The organism is Winogradskya consettensis (assembly GCF_018332715.1).
Lineage (GTDB): Bacteria > Actinomycetota > Actinomycetes > Mycobacteriales > Micromonosporaceae > Actinoplanes > Actinoplanes consettensis.
In genome coordinates, this window is the sequence record NZ_BOQP01000003.1 from 212,621 (window position 1) to 230,461 (window position 17,841).

The 17,841-nt window shown below is 69.0% G+C and carries 18 protein-coding genes; 10 read left to right on the forward strand and 8 right to left on the reverse strand.

Annotated features, from left to right (window positions below):
- Positions 1-2: 2 nt before the first annotated feature.
- Together Aco04nite_RS02860 and Aco04nite_RS02865 are read left to right on the forward strand one after the other, a co-directional pair.
- Positions 3-1,493, forward strand: a complete 1,491-nt coding sequence (locus tag Aco04nite_RS02860) for a fused MFS/spermidine synthase (protein WP_212995614.1) — start codon at positions 3-5, stop codon at positions 1,491-1,493.
- Between the two features lie 59 nt (positions 1,494-1,552).
- On the forward strand, positions 1,553-3,073 hold the full coding sequence (locus tag Aco04nite_RS02865) for a serine/threonine-protein kinase (protein ID WP_212995615.1): 1,521 nt from the start codon (positions 1,553-1,555) through the stop codon (positions 3,071-3,073).
- Here the strand turns inward: Aco04nite_RS02865 and Aco04nite_RS02870 are convergent.
- Positions 3,066-3,743 (reverse strand): potassium channel family protein, encoded by a 678-nt coding sequence (locus Aco04nite_RS02870; RefSeq protein ID WP_212995616.1) that lies wholly within the window; start codon positions 3,741-3,743, stop codon positions 3,066-3,068. The two genes, Aco04nite_RS02865 and Aco04nite_RS02870, sit on opposite strands and share 8 nt — an antisense overlap.
- Positions 3,736-4,992, reverse strand: a complete 1,257-nt coding sequence (locus Aco04nite_RS02875) for a TrkH family potassium uptake protein (protein ID WP_438874890.1) — start codon at positions 4,990-4,992, stop codon at positions 3,736-3,738. Before Aco04nite_RS02875 ends, Aco04nite_RS02870 begins: the two co-directional genes overlap by 8 nt.
- A 116-nt stretch (positions 4,993-5,108) precedes the next feature.
- On the opposite strand from Aco04nite_RS02875, the gene Aco04nite_RS02880 reads away from it, so the two are divergent.
- Positions 5,109-5,834 carry an SDR family NAD(P)-dependent oxidoreductase gene (locus Aco04nite_RS02880; protein ID WP_212995617.1) on the forward strand — a complete coding sequence of 242 codons (726 nt, stop codon included), beginning with the start codon at positions 5,109-5,111 and terminating at the stop codon, positions 5,832-5,834.
- A 502-nt stretch (positions 5,835-6,336) separates the two neighbouring features.
- Complete coding sequence (locus Aco04nite_RS02885) at positions 6,337-7,644, forward strand: MFS transporter (RefSeq protein WP_244875705.1); 1,308 nt, start codon at positions 6,337-6,339, stop codon at positions 7,642-7,644.
- A gap of 48 nt (positions 7,645-7,692) precedes the next feature.
- On the opposite strand, the gene Aco04nite_RS02890 is transcribed toward Aco04nite_RS02885, so the two are convergent.
- Positions 7,693-7,833 carry a hypothetical protein gene (locus tag Aco04nite_RS02890; protein WP_212995619.1) on the reverse strand — a complete coding sequence of 47 codons (141 nt, stop codon included), beginning with the start codon at positions 7,831-7,833 and terminating at the stop codon, positions 7,693-7,695.
- Between the two features lie 105 nt (positions 7,834-7,938).
- Between Aco04nite_RS02890 and Aco04nite_RS02895 the strand changes: the two genes are divergently transcribed.
- Positions 7,939-10,095 carry a RecQ family ATP-dependent DNA helicase gene (locus Aco04nite_RS02895; RefSeq protein ID WP_212995751.1) on the forward strand — a complete coding sequence of 719 codons (2,157 nt, stop codon included), beginning with the start codon at positions 7,939-7,941 and terminating at the stop codon, positions 10,093-10,095.
- 636 nt (positions 10,096-10,731) lie between these two features.
- Here the strand turns inward: Aco04nite_RS02895 and Aco04nite_RS02900 are convergent.
- The 5 genes from Aco04nite_RS02900 to Aco04nite_RS02920 form a co-directional block, all read right to left on the reverse strand.
- The gene (locus tag Aco04nite_RS02900) at positions 10,732-11,772 is read right to left on the reverse strand and encodes a sensor histidine kinase (protein ID WP_280519302.1); all 1,041 of its coding nucleotides are present in this window, start codon (positions 11,770-11,772) and stop codon (positions 10,732-10,734) included.
- Between the two features lie 127 nt (positions 11,773-11,899).
- Complete coding sequence (locus tag Aco04nite_RS02905; protein ID WP_212995621.1) at positions 11,900-12,565, reverse strand: response regulator transcription factor; 666 nt, start codon at positions 12,563-12,565, stop codon at positions 11,900-11,902.
- Positions 12,566-12,574: 9 nt separating this feature from the next.
- Positions 12,575-13,270: a VanZ family protein gene (locus Aco04nite_RS02910; protein WP_244875706.1), complete on the reverse strand. Its 696-nt coding sequence runs from the start codon at positions 13,268-13,270 to the stop codon at positions 12,575-12,577.
- 70 nt (positions 13,271-13,340) lie between these two features.
- Positions 13,341-14,111, reverse strand: coding sequence for an MBL fold metallo-hydrolase (locus Aco04nite_RS02915; RefSeq protein WP_212995622.1), 771 nt, complete (start codon positions 14,109-14,111; stop codon positions 13,341-13,343).
- Positions 14,112-14,179: 68 nt separating this feature from the next.
- A complete protein-coding gene (locus Aco04nite_RS02920) occupies positions 14,180-15,148 on the reverse strand; it encodes a C40 family peptidase (RefSeq protein ID WP_212995623.1) in 969 nt (322 codons plus the stop codon).
- Positions 15,149-15,222: 74 nt separating this feature from the next.
- Here Aco04nite_RS02920 and Aco04nite_RS02925 point away from each other — a divergent pair, with 74 nt between their 5' ends.
- The 5 genes from Aco04nite_RS02925 to Aco04nite_RS02945 all read left to right on the forward strand — a co-directional run bounded on the left by Aco04nite_RS02925 (position 15,223) and on the right by Aco04nite_RS02945 (position 17,804).
- Positions 15,223-15,528 carry a metal-sensitive transcriptional regulator gene (locus tag Aco04nite_RS02925; protein WP_244875707.1) on the forward strand — a complete coding sequence of 102 codons (306 nt, stop codon included), beginning with the start codon at positions 15,223-15,225 and terminating at the stop codon, positions 15,526-15,528.
- A gap of 26 nt (positions 15,529-15,554) precedes the next feature.
- Complete coding sequence (locus Aco04nite_RS02930; RefSeq protein ID WP_212995624.1) at positions 15,555-15,767, forward strand: heavy-metal-associated domain-containing protein; 213 nt, start codon at positions 15,555-15,557, stop codon at positions 15,765-15,767.
- A gap of 241 nt (positions 15,768-16,008) precedes the next feature.
- On the forward strand, positions 16,009-16,806 hold the full coding sequence (locus Aco04nite_RS02935) for a DUF8832 domain-containing protein (RefSeq protein WP_244875708.1): 798 nt from the start codon (positions 16,009-16,011) through the stop codon (positions 16,804-16,806).
- A 69-nt stretch (positions 16,807-16,875) separates the two neighbouring features.
- Positions 16,876-17,514, forward strand: a complete 639-nt coding sequence (locus tag Aco04nite_RS02940) for a biliverdin-producing heme oxygenase (RefSeq protein ID WP_212995625.1) — start codon at positions 16,876-16,878, stop codon at positions 17,512-17,514.
- Positions 17,511-17,804, forward strand: a complete 294-nt coding sequence (locus tag Aco04nite_RS02945) for a DUF2470 domain-containing protein (protein WP_212995626.1) — start codon at positions 17,511-17,513, stop codon at positions 17,802-17,804. The genes Aco04nite_RS02940 and Aco04nite_RS02945 overlap by 4 nt, the downstream gene beginning before the upstream one ends.
- The last annotated feature ends 37 nt before the right edge of the window (positions 17,805-17,841 follow it).

Genomic DNA, 17,841 nt, shown 5'->3' on the forward strand with positions numbered 1-17,841 from the left:
CGATGGAAAACCCGCGGGCCCTCCCGTCCGGCCTGGCCACCGCCCTCGTCTTCCTCGCCAGCGGCGCCGGTCTCGTTCTCGAGATCGTCGCCCTGCGTCTGGTCGGCCCGTATGTAGGCGTCACCCTGCAGGTGAGCAGCTCGGTCATCGGCGTGTCGCTCGGAGCCATCGCGTACGGCACCTGGCTCGGCGGCCGGCTCGCCGACAAACTCGACCCGCGGGCCCTGCTCGCCCCGGCTCTGCTGCTCGCCGCGATCGCGACGGCGCTCACCCTGCCGCTGGTCCGGTGGGGCGGTGAGATCCTGCGTGGCGGCGCCGCCACGGCGGTCCTGCTGCTCGCCGGCATGGCCACGTTCGTGCCCATGCTGCTGCTCTCCACGATCAGCCCGATGGTCGTGAAACTCCAGCTCAGCGATCTGAGCCGGACCGGCTCGGTGGTCGGGCGGCTCTCCAGCATCGGTACGCTCGGCGGCATCACCGCCACGCTGGGCACCGGGTTCATCTTCGTCGCCGCGATGCCGAGCAGCTGGATCGTGCTGACGCTGGCCGGGCTGCTCGCCGCTGGGGGATTCGCCCTCGGGTGGTGGTTGCGGGCGTCGTTGCCGGGCAGGCCGCGTACCCGAGCTGTGCTGGTGACTGTGGGTCTTGTCGGGGCGGGACTGGGGGCCTCTGCGCCCACGCCGTGCGACGTCGAAACCGCCTACCACTGCGCGCGGGTCGAGAACGACAAGAACGTCGCGGGTGGGCGGACGCTGCTGCTCAATTCGGCCCGGCACTCGTACGTCGACCTGAGCGATCCGGAGCACCTCGAGTTCGCGTACGTGCAGTGGCTCGGCGCCCTCATCGACGTGCAGAAGAGCGCCGCCGCCCCGCTCGACGCCCTGCACCTCGGCGGCGGCGGTTTCACCGTGCCGGAATACGTCGCGGCGACCCGCCCCGGCAGCAAGCAGCTCGTGGTCGAGCTCGACGGCGCCCTGGTCGACCTGGACAAACGCGAACTGGGGCTGAAAACCGGACCCGACCTTCGGGTACGCGTCGGCGATGCCCGCACCGGGCTGGCCGCCCAGCCGACCGACTCCTACGACGTGATCGTCGGCGACGCGTTCGGCCACCTGGTCGTCCCGTGGCACCTGGCCACCCGCGAGATGGCCGCCGACATCTCCCGCGTCCTGCGCCCCACCGGCCTGTACGCGCAGAATGTCATCGACTACCCACCGGACCGCTTCATCCGCGCCGAGCTGGCCACCGTCGCCGCCGTCTTTCCGCACGTGGCCCTGATCGCGCCCAAGGCCGCCCTCGCGGGGGAGACCGGCGCCAACTTCGTGATCGTGGCGGCCGGGACACCGCTGCCGCTCGACGAGATCCGCAGCCATCTCGACCTGGTCGACGAACCCGTCGAACTGGTGTCCGGAACCGCGCTGGACGCGTTCGTCGACGACGCCCGGGTGCTGACCGACGACTACGCCCCGGTTGATCAACTGCTCGCGGGCTGATTTCGGTCAGTTTCTCGGACCTCCCCTGACCGGGGCGTCCCGCGGGCAACAATCGGCACATGGGCGTGATCGGCGGCCGGTACCGTCTTCTCGAGCGGCTGGGCACGGGCGGCATGTCCGTCGTCTGGCGCGGCCACGACGAGATCCTCGGGCGCCCGGTCGCGATCAAGGTGCTGTCCCGGGAGCTCGCCACCGACCGGTGGTTCCGCGCCCGGCTGCGTCAGGAAGCCCTCGCCGCGGCCCGGCTCTGCCACCCCAACATCACCAGCGTCTTCGACTTCGGGTTCGACGAGAAACTCGCCGTCCCGTACGTCGTGATGGAACTCAACGACGGCGAACCCGTCTCCGCCCGCCTGCGCCGGGAAGGGGCGCTCCCGTGGCGCGCGGCGGTGACGATCGTGGCCGAGGTCGCGTCGGCGCTGGCCGCCGCACACCACCGGGGCATCGTCCACCGCGACGTCACCCCCGCCAACGTCATGCTCACCGGCTCCGGCGCGAAGGTTGTCGACTTCGGCATCTCCGCGGCGACCGGGCAATGCGACGCCGCCCCCGACGGAAGCCTGCTCGGCACCCCGGCCTATCTCGCGCCGGAACGGCTCGGCGGCGGCCCGGTCGCGCCCCCGGCCGACGTGTACGCGCTCGGCCTGCTCCTCTACCGGTGCATCACCGGGCGGTTGCCTTGGCCGGCGGGGACCACCGCGGAGGCGTTGCGCGCTCATCTGTACGCGGACCCGGAGCCCGTACCATCGCTGCCTGGCATGCCTTTGATCGTTGCCACACTGTGTTTGCAATGCCTCAGTAAGGAACCCGCCGAGCGACCCACCGCGGACGCCCTCGCCACCGCGCTGTCCGCCGTCGCCGGTGCGCGTGCCAAGCCGTTGCCTTCCCGGCCGCGCCTGCCTGCCCGGCCCGGTCCCGGCGCCCGGCTCTGCGCGGCCGTCATCGCCGCCCGGCACCGGATGCACGCGGCGGTCGTGACGGTTGTCCTGCTCGCCTCGCTCGGCCTGGCCTGGACCTCGAGCCGGGAGAACGACGACGTCGGCACCGCTCAGGCCGCCGCTGCCGGCACGGGGACGGGCGCGGTCGTTCCGCACGGTACGGGCTGCAAGGTGCGCTATCGCGTCCAGCGCGACACTGGTACGGACTTCGGCGCGCAGGTCACCGTGATCAACACGGGGGAGCACATCCTCACCGGCTGGCGGCTGGTGTTCACGTTCACCGGCGGGCAGCGGCTCACCAGCGCGACCAAGCGGATCGCGCAGAAGGGGCGCCGGGTTGTCATCCGGCCGAAGAGCACCCGGAAACTGATTCCCGGTCGCTCAGCGACCGTGACGATCAACGGCGGTTACCGCACGACCAACCCGTTGCCGCTGACCTTCACCCTCAACGGCTACCAGTGCCAGGTGGAGCTTCTCGGCGCGGTCGTGGCCCCGGCTCCCCCTGCTCCTGCATCTTCACCGGCTTCACCGGCTTCACCGGCTTCACCGGCTTCACCGGGGAAGAAGCCGCGGAAGAAGTCCGCGCCTGCGCCCTCGGGCCCGCCCGCCCGGGGCAGAAGCGGTTTCGCGGTCGCTATTTAGTCACCCCGGCGAACTTCTCCACTTTGGACGTGTCGCCGGCCACGATCAGCAGGCAGCCATCGGGGACGACGGTCTCCGGGCGGGCGTACGTGAATTCCTGCCCTGGCATCTTGATCCCGACCACCGTGACCCCCCACTTGCTGCGCAGGCCGATCTCGGTCAGCGACTTCCCGAGGGCCTCCTGCGGCGCCCGCACCTTGGCGATCGCGAAGCCGTCATCGAACTCGATGTAGTCCAGCATCCGCCCGGTGATCAGGTGTGCGACCCGCGCGCCCATCTCCGACTCGGGATAGACGACATGCCGCGCCCCTACCCGGGAAAGAATCTGGCCGTGCTTCACGCTGGTCGCCTTCGCCCAGATCTCACCCACCCCGACCTCGCTCAGGGTCAGCACGGTCAGCACACTGGTCTCCAGGTTGGTGCCGATCCCGACCACAGCCCGCGAGAACTCCTGCACACCTAGCTGACGCAACGCGTCCGTGTCGGTGGCATCAGCCTCGACGACATGGGTGAGCCGATCGGACCAGTCCTGCACGATCCGCGGATCCGAGTCGATCCCGAGCACCTCATGCCCGAGATTCACCAGCGACTCCGCAACGGACCCACCGAATCGGCCCAGCCCCACGACCACCACGTTGTCAGGTGTCTGGTTCTCCGTCTTGTCAGCCAACTAGGGGCCTCTCCTCCGGGTAGCGGTACAGCCGGCGCCGGGTGTTCAACGCGATGGCGGTTCCGACCGCGATCGTGCCCACCCGCCCGACGTACATCAGGATGACAAGCACGACCTGGGCGGCAGGCGGCAGGGACGGGGTGATCCCGGTGCTCAGCCCCACCGTCGCGAACGCCGAGGTCACCTCGAACAACGCCCGGTCGAACGGCACATTGTCCGTGAACGCGATCAACGCCAGCGTGCCCGACGCCACGAGCGCGACCCCCAGCAGCGCCACCGTCAGCGCCTGCCGCTGCGTCTCCTCCGCGATGCGCCGCTTCTTGATGACCACATCGGGCTCCCCGCGGATCTCCGCCCAGATCACGAACGCGAGCAGCAGGAACGTCGTCATCTTGATGCCGCCGGCCGTGCTGGCGCTGCCCCCGCCGATGAACATCAACCCGTTCGTGACAGCGATCGTCTCGGTGTTCATCTCACCCAGGTTGATGCTGTTGAACCCGCCCGACCGCGTCATCACATCCTGCGTGAACGCGGCCAGCACCTTGCTCGACGTGCCCAGCGACCCGAGGGTGCCAGGGTTGCTCCACTCGAACGACAGGAAGACCAGAAACCCGAACACGCTGAGCAGCAACGTCCCCCAGACGGTCAACCGGGTATGCGTCGACCAGCCACCGGGCTTACGCCACTCACGCGCCAGCTCGAAAAGCACGGGAAAACCGATCGAACCCCCGAGCACCCCCAACGCCAGCGGTACGCAGATCCACCAGTCGCCCACGAACCGCACCAGACTGTCCGGGTACAACGCGAACCCCGCATTGTTGAACGCCTGCACCGCGTGGAAAACCGCCTCCCAGACGGCACGCCCGAACGGGTAGTCGTACGCCAGCCAGAACCGCAACGTCAGAACCACGCTGATCGCCGCCTCGGAAACGAACATCACCAACGCGATCCGGATCAGCACCCGCCCGATGTTCCCCCCGAGCAGACCCGTGCTCTCCGCCTGAGCCAGCAACCGGCTCCGCAACCCCAGCCGCCGCGACACGAGCAGGCTCAGCAGCGTCGCCAGAGCCACAATCCCGAACCCGCCGATCTGGGACAGCACCGTCAACAGCACCAGCCCGAACCCGGACCAGTACGTCGGCGTGTCAACCACTGACAACCCCGTCACACAAACAGCACTCGTCGCCGTGAACAACGCGGTCACAAACGGCGCATGACCAGGCTCAGCCCGAGCCGCAGGCAACATCATCAGCCCGGTCCCGACAGCAATCGCCCCGAGGAACGCAAGCGGCACGATCCGCGCCGGATACTGCCAAGGCGAACGACCGCGCACCCCTACCCCCTTCGTCCTTTAGAGTTTGCGCCATGGCGAGGCTTGCAGTTATCAGCGGGGGCGGAACAGGTATCGGCCGGGCAACGGCAGGAATGCTGGCGGGGGAGGGCTACGACGTCATCATCGTCGGCCGCCGCCCCACAGTCCTGGCCGACGCCATCAAATGGATCGGCCCCCAGGCCACCGCCGTCACCGCCGACTGCTCGGACCCATCCCAGGTCCCCGCAGTCGCCGCCGCCGTAGGCGACCGCGAAGTCGACGTCCTCTTCAACAACGCCGGCGCCTTCATCTCCGGCGATGACGCCACCCTCACCGACCTCGCCGACCGCTGGCGAGCAGTCTTCGAATCCAACGTCACCAGCGCCGTCCTCCTCACCGAGTCCCTCCGCCCCAAACTCCGCCGCCCCGGAGCCCGCATCATCCTGGTCAGCTCGATCGCCGCCCAGCGCGGCGGCGGCGGCCCCTACTCCGCAGCCAAAGCAGCCCTCCACGGCTGGGCCTTCGACCTCGCCACCCAACTCGGCCCCGAAGGCATCACCGCCAACGTCATCGCCCCCGGCTTCGTCACCGACAGCGAATTCTTCAACGGCCGCATGACCGAATCCGGCTACGAATCCCGAGTCAACGCCAGCCTCCTCAAAAAACCCGGCCAACCCGCCGACATCGCCGAAGCCGTCCGCTGGCTCGCCGGCCCCGGCGGCGCCTTCGTCACCGGCCAAATCATCAACGTCAACGGCGGCACAGTCCTCGGCCGCTGACCTCTGGCTGACAGAGCCTTTGGCCGCTGCCCCTGGTCAGCAGGGTTGTTGGCCGCTGCCCCTGGTCAGCGGAGCCTTTGGCCGCTGCCCCTGGTCAGCAGGGTTGTTAGCTCCTGCCCTAGGCGGCAGGTCCTTGGCGATTGACCTCTGGCTGGCAGAGTCTTTGGCCGCTGCTCTGGGGAAGGGTCTTCGCCGCTGACCTTCGGCGGCGAGGTCTTTGGCTGCGGTCTCCCGGCGGAACTCCTGGCCGGGGTCTCCTCGCGGGATCCCGTACTGCTCCAGGCTCCGGCAGTGCGGTTCTCGGCAGTGCGGTTCTCGGCCGCTGCCTCTCGGCGGCACGGTCCCTTGGCGGCACGGTCCTTGGCAGCCGCCGGCAGGGATGTACAACCCCGGGTTGTGCCATCCCGGCGCCGGCGTTGTTTGATCCGAACCTCGCCGCGGCGGTTGGATGCACCGACGGCCGCGTGTCCTCGCTGGCGGCCCGGCAACCTCGGGGGCGGATGTGGGACGTGATTTCGGCTGGCTGTGGACGGCGTTCGCCGCGAGTACAGCCGGCACCTGGCTGGCTCTCGACGCTTTCCCGCTGATCGCGATCCTCGTCCTGAACAGTAACGTCTCCCAGGTCTCCCTCCTCACCGCCGCCGGCCTGGCCGTAGGCGCCCTGATCGCAGTACCACTCGGCCCGTGGATGGAATTCCGCCGCAAACGCCCGGTCATGGTGACCATGGACCTACTCCGAGCCGTTGTCCTGCTGTCAATCCCCGCCGCCTACGCCCTCGGCGCGCTGACCTTCACCCATCTCGTCCTCGTCTCGATCGTCGTAGCAGCCGCGGACATCACTTTCACCGCAGCCGCAGGTGCGTGTCTGAAGGCGCTGGTCCGCCCCGAAGACCTGCTCCGGGCAAGCGGCCGCTTCGAGTCCACGACCTGGACGGCCACAGCTCTCGGCCCACCCACCGGCGGTGCCGCGATCGGCCTCTTCGGCCCGCTGACCACCGTCGTCGCAGACGCCACCAGCTACGTACTCTCAGCCTTCGCAATCCGCGCCATCGCCAAACCCGAGCCGACCCCTGCACCGCGCCCAGCGGCCCGCCCTGGCCCCGGAGCCACCTTCGAGGGCTGGCGCTACATCCTCACCCACTCCCACCTGCGCCCGCTGTTCCTCAACACCACCCTCGTCAACGGCCTCATCATGGCCACCGCCCCGCTGCTCGCCGTACTCCTGCTCCGTGACCTCGGCCTGACCCCCTGGCAATACGGCCTGGCCTTCGGCGTGCCCTGCCTCGGCGGCCTGCTCGGCTCCCGCCTGTCGCGTCCCCTGACCGCCCGCGTCGGCAAACACAGGGTGATGCTGGTCGTCGGCACACTGCGAGTCTGCTGGCCGCCGCTCCTGGCCTTCGTCCCCGCCGGATTCGCCGGCCTCTTCTACGTCATGCTCATCGAATTCGGCCTCATCACCTGTATGGGGATCTTCAACCCTGTCTTCGCTGCCCACCGCCTCGAGCAGACCCCGATGAGCCACGTCGCCCGCACCCTCTCGGCCTGGTCCGTCACGAGCAAGGCGACCATCGCCGTCCTGACCGCGTTATGGGGCGTCCTCGCCACCCACATCGGCCTGCGCCCCGCCATCGGCACCGCCGGCGCCCTGATCCTCCTGACGCCGCTCTTCCTGACCCACCTCCCCACCGCTGCCACACCGGCTGGTCTCCCCGACGGTGCTCCGGACACCGGTCTTTCCGACGCTGCCGTCTCGGCTGGTCCCGGTGAGGCGTCCCTCACCGGGTCAGTTGATGCCGAATCACAACGCTGACCGGCGGCCGACAGCACCCCGCACCCGGCCGGTGGCGCCGCCAAACTGTCAGCTGGTGTCGTCACCAGGGGTGAGTTGCAGCAGGTAGGCCGGGTCGGTGAGCTTGGCCGTCGTGATGGGCTTGATCAGCACCTTCTCGGAGCTCGTCGTCGTCATGGCGTCCAAGCTGCCACCGACGACGAGACCCATCAAGGCCAACCTTGCCGCCTGTGGATAACTCGCCGACTGGCCCGAGCCCAACTGTGGATAACTCCTTTCCTGTCAGACGGGGCTGGTAGACATGCGGTCGTGGAGATGACACGAGAGGCAGTCAGCGACGCCGAGCGGGCGGCGGTTCGGGAGTGTGCCGAGGAAGTGCTGCGCCGGTTGGCCGGTGAGCACGCGGTGCTGCGTGAGGATCAGTGGCGGGCCATCGAGGCGCTCGTCATCGACCGTCGGCGGGTGCTGTGTGTCCAGCGCACGGGCTGGGGCAAATCGGCCGTTTACTTCGTCGCGACGGCTCTGCTCCGCGACGGCATGACCGCGGAGCCGGGTGATCCCCCGGCTGGGCCGACCGTCATCGTGTCGCCGCTTCTGGCGCTCATGCGTAACCAGGTCGAGGCGGCCGCGCGCGCCGGCATCCGAGCGCGCACGATCAACTCCGCCAACCTCGACGAGTGGAGCGAGATCACCGAGGAGATCCGCAACGGCACGGTCGACGTCCTGTTGATCAGCCCCGAGCGGCTCAACAATCCTGACTTCCGCGACAACGTGCTTCCCGGACTGGCCGCGGGCACGGGGCTGCTCGTGGTCGACGAGGCGCACTGCGTCTCCGACTGGGGGCACGACTTCCGCCCCGACTACCGGCGGCTGCGGACGTTCCTTGCCGGGCTCCCTGGACGGACCCCGGTGCTTGCCACGACCGCGACCGCCAATGCCCGGGTGACCGCCGACGTGGCCGATCAGCTCGGTGACGCTCTGGTGCTGCGTGGCACGCTCGACCGAGACTCGCTGCGCCTCGCGGTGCTCGAGCTGCCCGACCCGTCGCACCGGCTTGCCTGGCTGGCGGATCATCTCGACCGACTCCCGGGCTCCGGCATCGTCTACACGCTGACGGTGGCCGCCGCGACTGAGACGGCGAAGTTCCTAAGGTCGCGCGGCTTCCCGGTGGCCTCCTACACGGGCCAGGTGGAGGACGCCGACCGCCGTGCCGCTGAGCAGGACCTGATGGACAACAAGATCAAGGCACTGGTGGCGACCTCGGCACTGGGCATGGGATTCGACAAACCCGACCTGGGGTTCGTCGTGCACCTCGGAGCGCCGCCTTCGCCCATCGCCTACTACCAGCAGGTGGGCCGGGCCGGCCGTGCGGTTGAGCACGCCGAGGTCGTGCTCCTGCCCGGCGCGGAGGACGCCGCGATCTGGCGCTATTTCGCGTCGCTCGCATTCCCGCCCGAGGAGCAGGTGCGTGCGGTGCTGAACGCCTTGTCGCCGGAGCGCCCCCTGTCGACCCCCGCGCTCGAGCCCATCGTGGACCTGCGCCGCGCTCGCCTCGAGCTGATGCTCAAGGTGCTCGACGTGGACGGCGCGGTGCACCGGACCCGTGGAGGCTGGCTCTCGACAGGGGAGCCCTGGACCTACGACACGGCCCGCCTGCGCCGCGTCGCCGAGGCCCGCAGCGCTGAGCAGCAAACCATGATCGATTACGCGCAGACGTCGACCTGCCGCATGGAGTTCCTCCGCCGCTGCCTCGACGACCCGGAAGCGAAGCCCTGCGGACGCTGCGACACCTGCACCGAGCCCATCTTCGACGCTGAGGTCTCCTCGGAGTCGCTCGCCGCGGCCAACGTCTTCCTCGGCCACCCCGGCATCGACATCGCCCCGAAAAAGCTATGGCCCAGCGGCATGCCAACAGTCGGCGTCGAACTCAAAGGCAAAATTGGTCCGGCCGACCAGATCCGCCCGGGCCGAGCGGTCGGCCGCCTCTCCGACCAGGGCTGGGGCTCCCGCCTTCGTCCCCTGGTGGCCCCGGATTCCCCCGACGGCCCCCTGTCGGACGAGCTGGCCGGTGCGGTCGTCGAGGTCCTCAAATCCTGGGCCCACGGCGACAACGCGTGGGAGCAACGCCCCGCAGCAGTAGTAGCGGTCGGCTCCAACCGCCGCCCCGAGCTAGTCGAAAGCATCGCCGCCCGGATCGCCACGGTAGGCAGACTCCCGATGCTGGGCACCCTGACCTCCACCCACATCGGCGACAACGAACCCCGCGGCAACAGCGCCCAACGGGTCCTGGCCCTCCACAACGCCTTCACCATTCCCCCCGCCATCATCGAAGCTCTCGCCGACCTCGACGGTCCGGTCCTGCTGGTGGACGACCTGGTCGACTCCGGCTGGACCATGGCCATAGCCGGCCGAGCCCTCCGCCGAGCCGGCGCCCAGGGGGTGCTGCCCCTCGCCCTGGCCGTATCCGGCTGATCTGCACGCCCCGTCTGCGGCCTTAACGTTGAGATCCGCGAACGAGGTCATGGGCGGGCCACGCCGATCTGCAGCAGTCCGGCGATCCGGGAGGTCGGGTTCCGCCGGCAGCGACATCTGCAGCTGTTCCCGGTGGTGAAGCAGGCGATTGACCGGCGCGGTTTCGTGCAGAAATCGGCGGCGGCGGGGCAGGAACGCTTGGCGCACCAAGAACGGCTTCGACCCGGCCCCTTCTGCTTCGGGGCGATGGCTACGGCGGCGGGTCGCACTGTCTCGACCGGGGCCAGGGCCGGGGGCGGGGCCGAGGGCGAAGGCGAGGGCGGGGGCGGGGCCAAGGACGGGCCGGTTTCGGCTGGGGGCCCGCCGATCGCGAGGCTGGTGCACCGGCCTGCGTTTCTTCGGCCCGGGGCGGTGACCAGGCACCGGCTTGCGCTGCTTCGGCCCGGGGGCGATGACCAGGCACCGGCTTGCGTTGCTTCGGCCGGGAGCGGTGGAGTGGTGCACCGGCCTGCGGTGTCTCGGCGGGGAGTCGGTGGCTGGGGCACCGGGCTGCGCTGTCCGGGTCGGGGCGGTGGGAGCGACCTGACCGTTACCCGTTCCTACGAGGCTGCGCTGCTTCGGGTCTGGGGCGGGTGGCTATGGCGTGCTGGGGAGTTGGACCTTGATGAGGAGGCCGCCGTCGGGGTTGGGGACGAGGCTGAGGGTTCCGTGGTGGGCTCGGACGATGGTGTGGACGATGGCTAGGCCGAGGCCGACGCCGGGGTGGTCGTTGGTGTGGGTGCGTTCCGTTCCTCGTTGGAAGGGTTCGGTGAGGGTGGGGAGCAGGTCGGGTGGGAGTTGGCGGCCGGTGTTGCTGACTTGCAGCAGGGCTGTTGTGCCGGTTGTTTCGGTGTGGATCGTGATTGTGCCGCCTGTGGGGAGGTTGTGGACGATCGCGTTCTGGATGAGGTTGGTTGTCATCCGGGAGAGGAGTTCGGGGGAGCCGCTGGTGGTTGCCCGGTGGCCGGTGACTTCCACTGTGATCTGGCGTTGTTCGGCTAGGGGGAGCAGTATTTCGGTGGCTTCTTCGGCGATGAGGGAGAGGTCGACGGGTTCGCGGGTGAAGGTTCCCTGGTTGCCGCGGCTGAGTAGGAGCAGGGCCTCGGTGAGGTTGATTGCGCGGTTGTTGGCGGCGTGGAGGCGTTCGATGAGTTCGTCCGGGTCGTGGGCCGGGTTGTTGCGGGCGACCTCGAGGAGTGTTCGGGAGATTGCCAGCGGGGTGCGTAGTTCGTGGGAGGCGTTGGCGGCGAAGCGTTGTTGTTCGGCGATGTGGGACTCGAGTCGCGCGAGCATGGTGTCGAAGGCGTCGGCTAGTTCGCGGAACTCGTCGTTGCGGCCCGGGAGCAGGATGCGGTGGGCGAGCGAGCCGGCCGTGGCTGTGCGGGTGGCTTCGGTGATGCGGGCCAGCGGGGCGAGCATGCGGCCGGCGAGGATCCAGCCTCCGGCGAGGCCGAAGACGAGCAGGGATGCGAGCACCGCGGCGGCGCGGGGGGCGAAGAAGCGCAACAGGTGGGATCGGATGGGGAAGACGCCGGTGTTGATCTGGGTGGTGTCCGGGACGATGAGTGTTGCCCGGTCGGGGACGTAGCGCAGGAGGAAGAGCCAGACCGCGGCGAGTAGCAGAGTGCCCGCGATCATGAGGAAACCGGCGTAGCTGAGGGCGAGTTTGAGGCGGACGCTCGTCCCGGGCGGCCTAGGGTGCGTCCCACTTGCGACACGACCCCTGGACCTCGCCGCAGACTCGCCGTGATCCATCGGATGCACCCTAGCCATGAATGTCGATTCGGTAGCCGACGCCGGCGACGGTGGCGATGATCCAGGGTTCGCCGAGGCGTTTGCGCAGGGCGGAGACGGTGATGCGGACGGCGTTGGTGAGGGGGTTGGCGTTTTCGTCCCAGGCGCGGGCGAGCAGTTCTTCGGCGCTGACGATTCCGCCCTCGGCGGCGACCAGGACTTCCAGTACGGCGAACTGCTTGCGGGTCAGCGCGACGTAGCGGTCGTCGCGGAAGACCTCGCGGCGGAAGGGGTCGAGGCGCAGGCCTTCGAGCTCGTGGACGGGCGGCCGGGCGTACGCGCGTCTGCGGTCGAGTGCGCGCAGCCGCAGGACGAGCTCGCGCAACTCGAACGGCTTGGTGAGGTAGTCGTCGGCGCCGAGCTCGAATCCGGAGGCCTTGTCGTCGATCCGGTCGGCAGCCGTGAGCATGAGGATCGGCATTTTGCTGCCGGACGCGACTATGTGCCGGGCTACCTCGTCGCCGGAGGGGCCGGGGATGTCTCGGTCGAGGACTGCGAGGTCGTAGGTGTTGACGCTGAGCAGTTCCAGGGCCGAGTCGCCGTCGCCGACTATGTCTGCTGCGATCGCTTCCAGTCGCAGCCCGTCACGGATGGCTTCGGCCAGGTGGGGCTCGTCCTCCACGATCAGTACGCGCATGTCGCAAGCCTATTCATATCGGACACCAGGCTCGGCTGGCCGAAGCCGAGGAGGGGCAGCGGTGGCCCGCCACCAGCGGCGTGACGCCAGCGCGGCGAGCACGGCGCCGGCGGTGTTGACCAGGACATCGTCGACGGAGGACACCCGGTCGAGCTGTAGAACGTACTGAGCGATTTCTATCAGGATTGAGCAGCCTGCCCCGAGCGCCACGATCCGGGGAAAAGACGCCAGCGCCGCGAACCGGATCGGGGCGAAGAACCCCAGCGCCGCGAAGACCAGCAGGTTGCCGCCGATGCCGATCGGGCCCATCGTCACCAGGTCGCGCAGCGGGACCAGGCTCACCCTGCCCGGGACGATGCCGGCACCCGGGCCCGGCATCAGCGTCATCCACACAAATGGCGCTGTCCCGTAGACGATGCCCACCTCAGCCACCGAAAGCCGCCACAACGAGGGGCGGCCGGCGGTGGGCCGGCGAGGCGTGGCGGCGACAGTGCGTCGGAGGATGGTGAGGCCCCACGCTGCCAGCAAGGCGAACGGCAGTCCGATCAGCGTCATGAGGACCACGCCGTTCTCCGTGTCGAAGCAGCCGTGCCACCGCCCGGCCATGCATGCCGGGGCGGCCATCGTGAGGGGCCGCCGCACAACGAACCCCAGGCCGACAATGATCAGACCGGCGGTGATGGGCAAGACACGGCGGAGCTGCATCCCCCTATTGGAGAGGGAGGCCTGTTGCCGTGGCGTATGCAGTTTTGGATACGCCCGCGATACGCGGCGCCTAGGACGCGAACGTCGTGAACAGGACCGGGTCGTGGGAGCTGATGATGGCGAGGCCTGCCTGGTGCAGTTCGGCCAGGCGGGCGTGGTTGGCGCGGACCTTGGTGATGTCGTAGGCCACGAGGCGTTCCTGGATGCGCAGGGCGAGGGGTACGCGGGTGGTGCCGTCGATGGTTCCCCGGTGGTAGAACGCGTCGCCTGCGTGCAGGATCCAGCGGTTGCCGGCGTCGACGGCTACGGCCATGTGGCCGCGGGTGTGGCCGGGCAGGGCGATGAGGACGATTCCCTCGTCGATGCCGGTGAGGGGCTGGGCCGCGGCGAAACCTTGCCACGGTTCGCCGGCGGGGGTGTGTTCGACCAGTTTCGGACCGTGGGCCCATTGGGGTGGGCGGTAGCGGTTGCTCTCCATGCGGGTCGGGGTGGTCAGGGCGCCGAGGGCTTCGGCGGCGGTGACGTGGATCGACGCGTGCGGGAAGTCGGCGATGCCGCCAATGTGGTCCAGGTCGAAGTGGGTGATGAGGATGTGGCGTACGTCCTCGCGGCGGAAGCCGAGCCGTTCGACCTGGTGAGCCGCGGTTTCCTCGGGGCGCAGGACCGGCCTGATCAGGGTACGGACCGGGCCGAGGCGGCGGCCCGGGTCGGCGATGTCCTGCAACCCGAAGCCGGTGTCGACCAGGACCAGGCCCTGCGCGGTCTCGAGCAGCAACACGTGGGCGACCATGGGCGCGGTCGGCATCAGCATCGTGCCGCAGTTGAGATGGTGAATCTTCACGCAACGAAGGCTAGCTAGAGCCGCCCGAAACCACCGACGCGCTCGGGCCGCCCGAAGCCACCGACGCGCTAGGGCCGTCCGAAGCCGCTGATCGGCTGGGTGTCGATGGTGGCGATCCGGATGTTCTCGCCGTACTCGGGGGCGTGGATCATTTTGCCGTCTCCGATGTAGACGCCCACGTGGCTGATCGGTGCGTAGAAGAAGACGAGGTCACCGGGGCGCAGGTCGCTTCTGCTGACGTGGGGTAGCGACCCGTGCTGGCGGGCGGCGTTGTGCGGGAGGTTGATGCCGGCCTGCTGCCAGGCGTCCATGGTCAGGCCGGAGCAGTCGTACGCGTTCGGCCCGTCAGCGCCCCACGAGTACGGCTTGCCGAGCTGGGCGAACGCGAAGTCGACCACGCGCCCGGCGGCGCCGGCGATGTAGGGCGGCGGGGTGGCTTCGGGGGAGGGCCCGAAACGTGAGCTCCCCGCGTACATGAGGGATCGCATTTGCCTGAGGGTGTTGATCTCGCCGGTGACCGTGGCTTTGCGCGTGATGAGCTGGAGTTCGAGGGTGCGTTGCTGGGCGGCGAGGGCGTTGAGGGTCGTCCGGGTGCTGACGACGTCGGCGCGGGCCCGGCGCAGGTCCTTCGCCGCTTTCCGGGAGGAGGTGGCGAGCTGGTTCAGGATGAGTAGCTTGTCGACGAACTCGTGGGGGTTCGCGGAGGCGAGCAGGGTGACCGTCGGGCCGGACCGCGTGCGCTGGTAGGTGCGCGACATCAGGTTGTCCATCAGGGCCTGCCGGGTGTCCAGGGCCCGGGTGAGGGGGCGCAGGGTCACCCCGAGGCTTCTCGTACGCTCCCGGGTGGCCAGCAGGTCCTCACGCGAGTTGTTGTACTGCTCGACGATCACCTCGAGCTGGCGCGCGGCCGCGGCGATCTGCTTGTCGAGTTCCGCAGCGGTCGGTTTGTCCTCGAGCGGGGCGGCGAAAGCGGCGGGACCGGTGAGCAGCAGAGCCGACAGCACCGCCACGGCGAGGGCTCGGGCGAGAGTTGGCACGGGTTGATAACGACTCAAAAGGTCCAAAAGCCACGGGATACTGTACGGATACGGGTGGGGGGTATGCTGGCCGCATGACGACCGAGGAGCACGAGCACGCCGGGCCGCACGGATACTCCGGGGACAAGGCTGCCCTGCTCGGCCGGTTGCGGCGCATCGAGGGGCAGGTCCGCGGGCTGCAGCGGATGGTCGACGAGGATACGTACTGTATCGATGTCCTCACTCAGATCTCCGCGGCGAAGAGTGCCCTGCAGGCTGTCGCCATCGGGTTGCTGGAGGACCATCTCGCGCACTGCGTCGTCGACGCCGCGCGGGCCGGTGACCCCACCGCCAAGGTCAAGGAAGCCTCCGACGCGATCGCGCGCCTGGTCCGGTCCTGAAAAATCCAGTAGAGGGAGTGTCAGTCATGGCTGTCACCAGCACATACACCGTCTCCGGCATGACCTGCGGCCACTGCGTCCAGGCCGTCACGAGTGAGCTCTCCGAGCTTCCCGGCGTTGCCGGTGTGGAGATCGATCTGGGCAGCGGAGCGGTCACCGTCACCAGCGCCGAGCCCCTCACCGACGACGCCGTCCGCGCCGCGGTCGACGAGGCCGGCTACGAGCTGGCCAATGCCTGACACGGCCCCAAGAAACGCAGCCCCAAAAAACGCCGAGCCGGAAAACGCAGCCCCAAGTAACGCAGCCCCGGAAAATGCCGCGCCGGAAAGCAGGGAAGAGCGAAGCACAGCCTTCCGCCTGGCGACCTTCGGCGCTGCCCTCGTCGTGGTCCTCTTCGCGGGCTACGGCATCGGCCGCCTGAACAACTCTGTCGAAGCGGCAGCCACCCCGCCGCAACCACGGATGACAGATATGTCGGGAATGTCGCATAACGACGCCGGGCAGCCGGCCCACGTTCACAACGCGGACGGCACGGTCTCTCAGGCAGCGGCAGCCGCGCCGGCAACGGGGGAATCAGTAGGCGGCCTGGCCCTCACCGCGAGCGGCCTGACGATGGTCCCCGAAACAGCGACCCTGGAGGCGGGCAAGAAGCAGAAGTTCAGCTTCCGCATCACCGGAGCGGGCGGCGCCCCGATCACCACCTACGCGGTGGTCCACGACAAGCCCCTGCACTTCGTGGTGATCCGCCGCGACCTCACCGGGTTCCAGCACCTGCACCCCACGATGGCCCCGGACGGCACCTGGTCGATCGATCTTCCCCCGGCCGAGCCCGGCAGCTACCGCGCGATCGCTGACTTCACGGCGATCGTCGGGGGCCAGCAGACTCCGGTCGCCCTGGGCGTGGATCTCACGGTCGCCGGAAACTACGTCCCGGTCCCGCTCCCCGCGCCGGTCACCGAGGCGACTGCCGACACCTTCATCGTTTCGTACGCGGGCAGTCCGCAGATCGGCTCCACCCAGCCCCTCCTGCTGACCGTCCGTGATCAGGCGGGTCAACCGGCGAAGCTCGAGCCGTACCTAGGAGCATTCGGTCATCTTGTCGTGCTTCGCGAAGGCGACGTCGGCTATGTCCACGTGCACCCGGAGCCTCAGCTCGCGGATGGCGCGGTGAAGTTCTGGCTGGCCGCTCCGGGTCCGGGCCGCTACCGCATGTTCTTCGACTTCCAGGTGGCCGGTCAGGTGCACACCGCGGCGTACACGGTCGTCGTCGAGTCCTGACGAAAACGTGGATCTCCAAACCGGGCCAGGCTTTGTTAGGCTCCCCTAACCAAGCATGGAGGTGCTGCTATGACGTTGGCCGATCCTGCGACGGAGCCACTGTCCGTACGGTTGCGGACGGGGACCAGGCCCGACCATGACGCCGCACAGGGGAGCGGGTTCCTCGATAGGCTCGCCGCCGGGGACCTGCCGCGCGCGGCGTATGCGGACCTCGCCACCCAGCACTACTTCATTTACGAGACGCTCGAGCAGGCGGCCGCGGCGATGGCCGCCGACCCGGTCGCCGGCCGGTTCGTCTTCCCGGAGCTGACCCGCCTGCCCGCGCTCACGGCCGACCTCGCGCACCTGGCGGTCGAGGTCAAGGAGCCGTTGCCTGCCACCGAGGAATATTGCGAGCGGATGCGTGAGGTGGCGTTCGACGAGCCGTGGGGTTTCGTCGCGCACCACTACACGCGTTATCTGGGTGACCTTTCCGGTGGTCAGTATCTGGGGCCGGCCATCGCCAGGGCGTACGGCCTGGACGGTGCCGGGCATCAGTTCTTCGTCTTCGACGGGATCGAACCGCCCGCTTTCCGGACCGGCTACCGCGAACTGCTCGACGGGGCGGCGTTCTCCCCGGAGGATGAGGAGCGCTTCCTGGCCGAGGTCGTGGAGGCGTACAGGCTGAACATCGCCGTTCTCGCCGAGCTGAAGGAGCGCTGGTCATGACGTTCACCCCGGAGGTCGTCGCGCAGATCGCGAGCCACATGAACGGCGATCACGCCGATGACAATGTGCTCATCGTGCGGGGGCTGGCCGGGATCGGCTCGGCGAGCGCGGCGCGGATGTCCGGGATGGACGCCGACGGCATGGACTTCGAGGCCACTGTGGACGGGATCGCGGTGCCGGTGCGGATCCCGTTCGCGCGGCGCCTCACCGAGCGCAGGCAGGTGCGGGGCGAGGCCGTCCGCATGTATCAGCAGGCGTGCGCGGCCCTGGGCATAGAGCCCACCCACTGACGTAAATGGGCGTCCCGCCAATCGGTGGGACGCCCTG

Bases quoted from the DNA above. Each gene is read 5' to 3' on its own strand.
- Aco04nite_RS02860 (WP_212995614.1), top strand. From the start codon at position 3: ATGGAAAACCCGCGGGCCCTCCCGTCCGGCCTGGCCACCGCCCTCGTC.
- Aco04nite_RS02865 (WP_212995615.1), top strand. From the start codon at position 1,553: ATGGGCGTGATCGGCGGCCGGTACCGTCTTCTCGAGCGGCTGGGCACG.
- Aco04nite_RS02875 (WP_438874890.1), bottom strand. From the start codon at position 4,992: ATGATGTTGCCTGCGGCTCGGGCTGAGCCTGGTCATGCGCCGTTTGTG.
- Aco04nite_RS02880 (WP_212995617.1), top strand. From the start codon at position 5,109: ATGGCGAGGCTTGCAGTTATCAGCGGGGGCGGAACAGGTATCGGCCGG.
- Aco04nite_RS02890 (WP_212995619.1), bottom strand. From the start codon at position 7,833: ATGGGTCTCGTCGTCGGTGGCAGCTTGGACGCCATGACGACGACGAGC.
- Aco04nite_RS02895 (WP_212995751.1), top strand. From the start codon at position 7,939: ATGACACGAGAGGCAGTCAGCGACGCCGAGCGGGCGGCGGTTCGGGAG.
- Aco04nite_RS02900 (WP_280519302.1), bottom strand. From the start codon at position 11,772: ATGATCGCGGGCACTCTGCTACTCGCCGCGGTCTGGCTCTTCCTCCTG.
- Aco04nite_RS02905 (WP_212995621.1), bottom strand. From the start codon at position 12,565: ATGCGCGTACTGATCGTGGAGGACGAGCCCCACCTGGCCGAAGCCATC.
- Aco04nite_RS02910 (WP_244875706.1), bottom strand. From the start codon at position 13,270: ATGCAGCTCCGCCGTGTCTTGCCCATCACCGCCGGTCTGATCATTGTC.
- Aco04nite_RS02925 (WP_244875707.1), top strand. From the start codon at position 15,223: ATGACGACCGAGGAGCACGAGCACGCCGGGCCGCACGGATACTCCGGG.
- Aco04nite_RS02930 (WP_212995624.1), top strand. From the start codon at position 15,555: ATGGCTGTCACCAGCACATACACCGTCTCCGGCATGACCTGCGGCCAC.
- Aco04nite_RS02935 (WP_244875708.1), top strand. From the start codon at position 16,009: ATGTCGCATAACGACGCCGGGCAGCCGGCCCACGTTCACAACGCGGAC.
- Aco04nite_RS02940 (WP_212995625.1), top strand. From the start codon at position 16,876: ATGACGTTGGCCGATCCTGCGACGGAGCCACTGTCCGTACGGTTGCGG.
- Aco04nite_RS02945 (WP_212995626.1), top strand. From the start codon at position 17,511: ATGACGTTCACCCCGGAGGTCGTCGCGCAGATCGCGAGCCACATGAAC.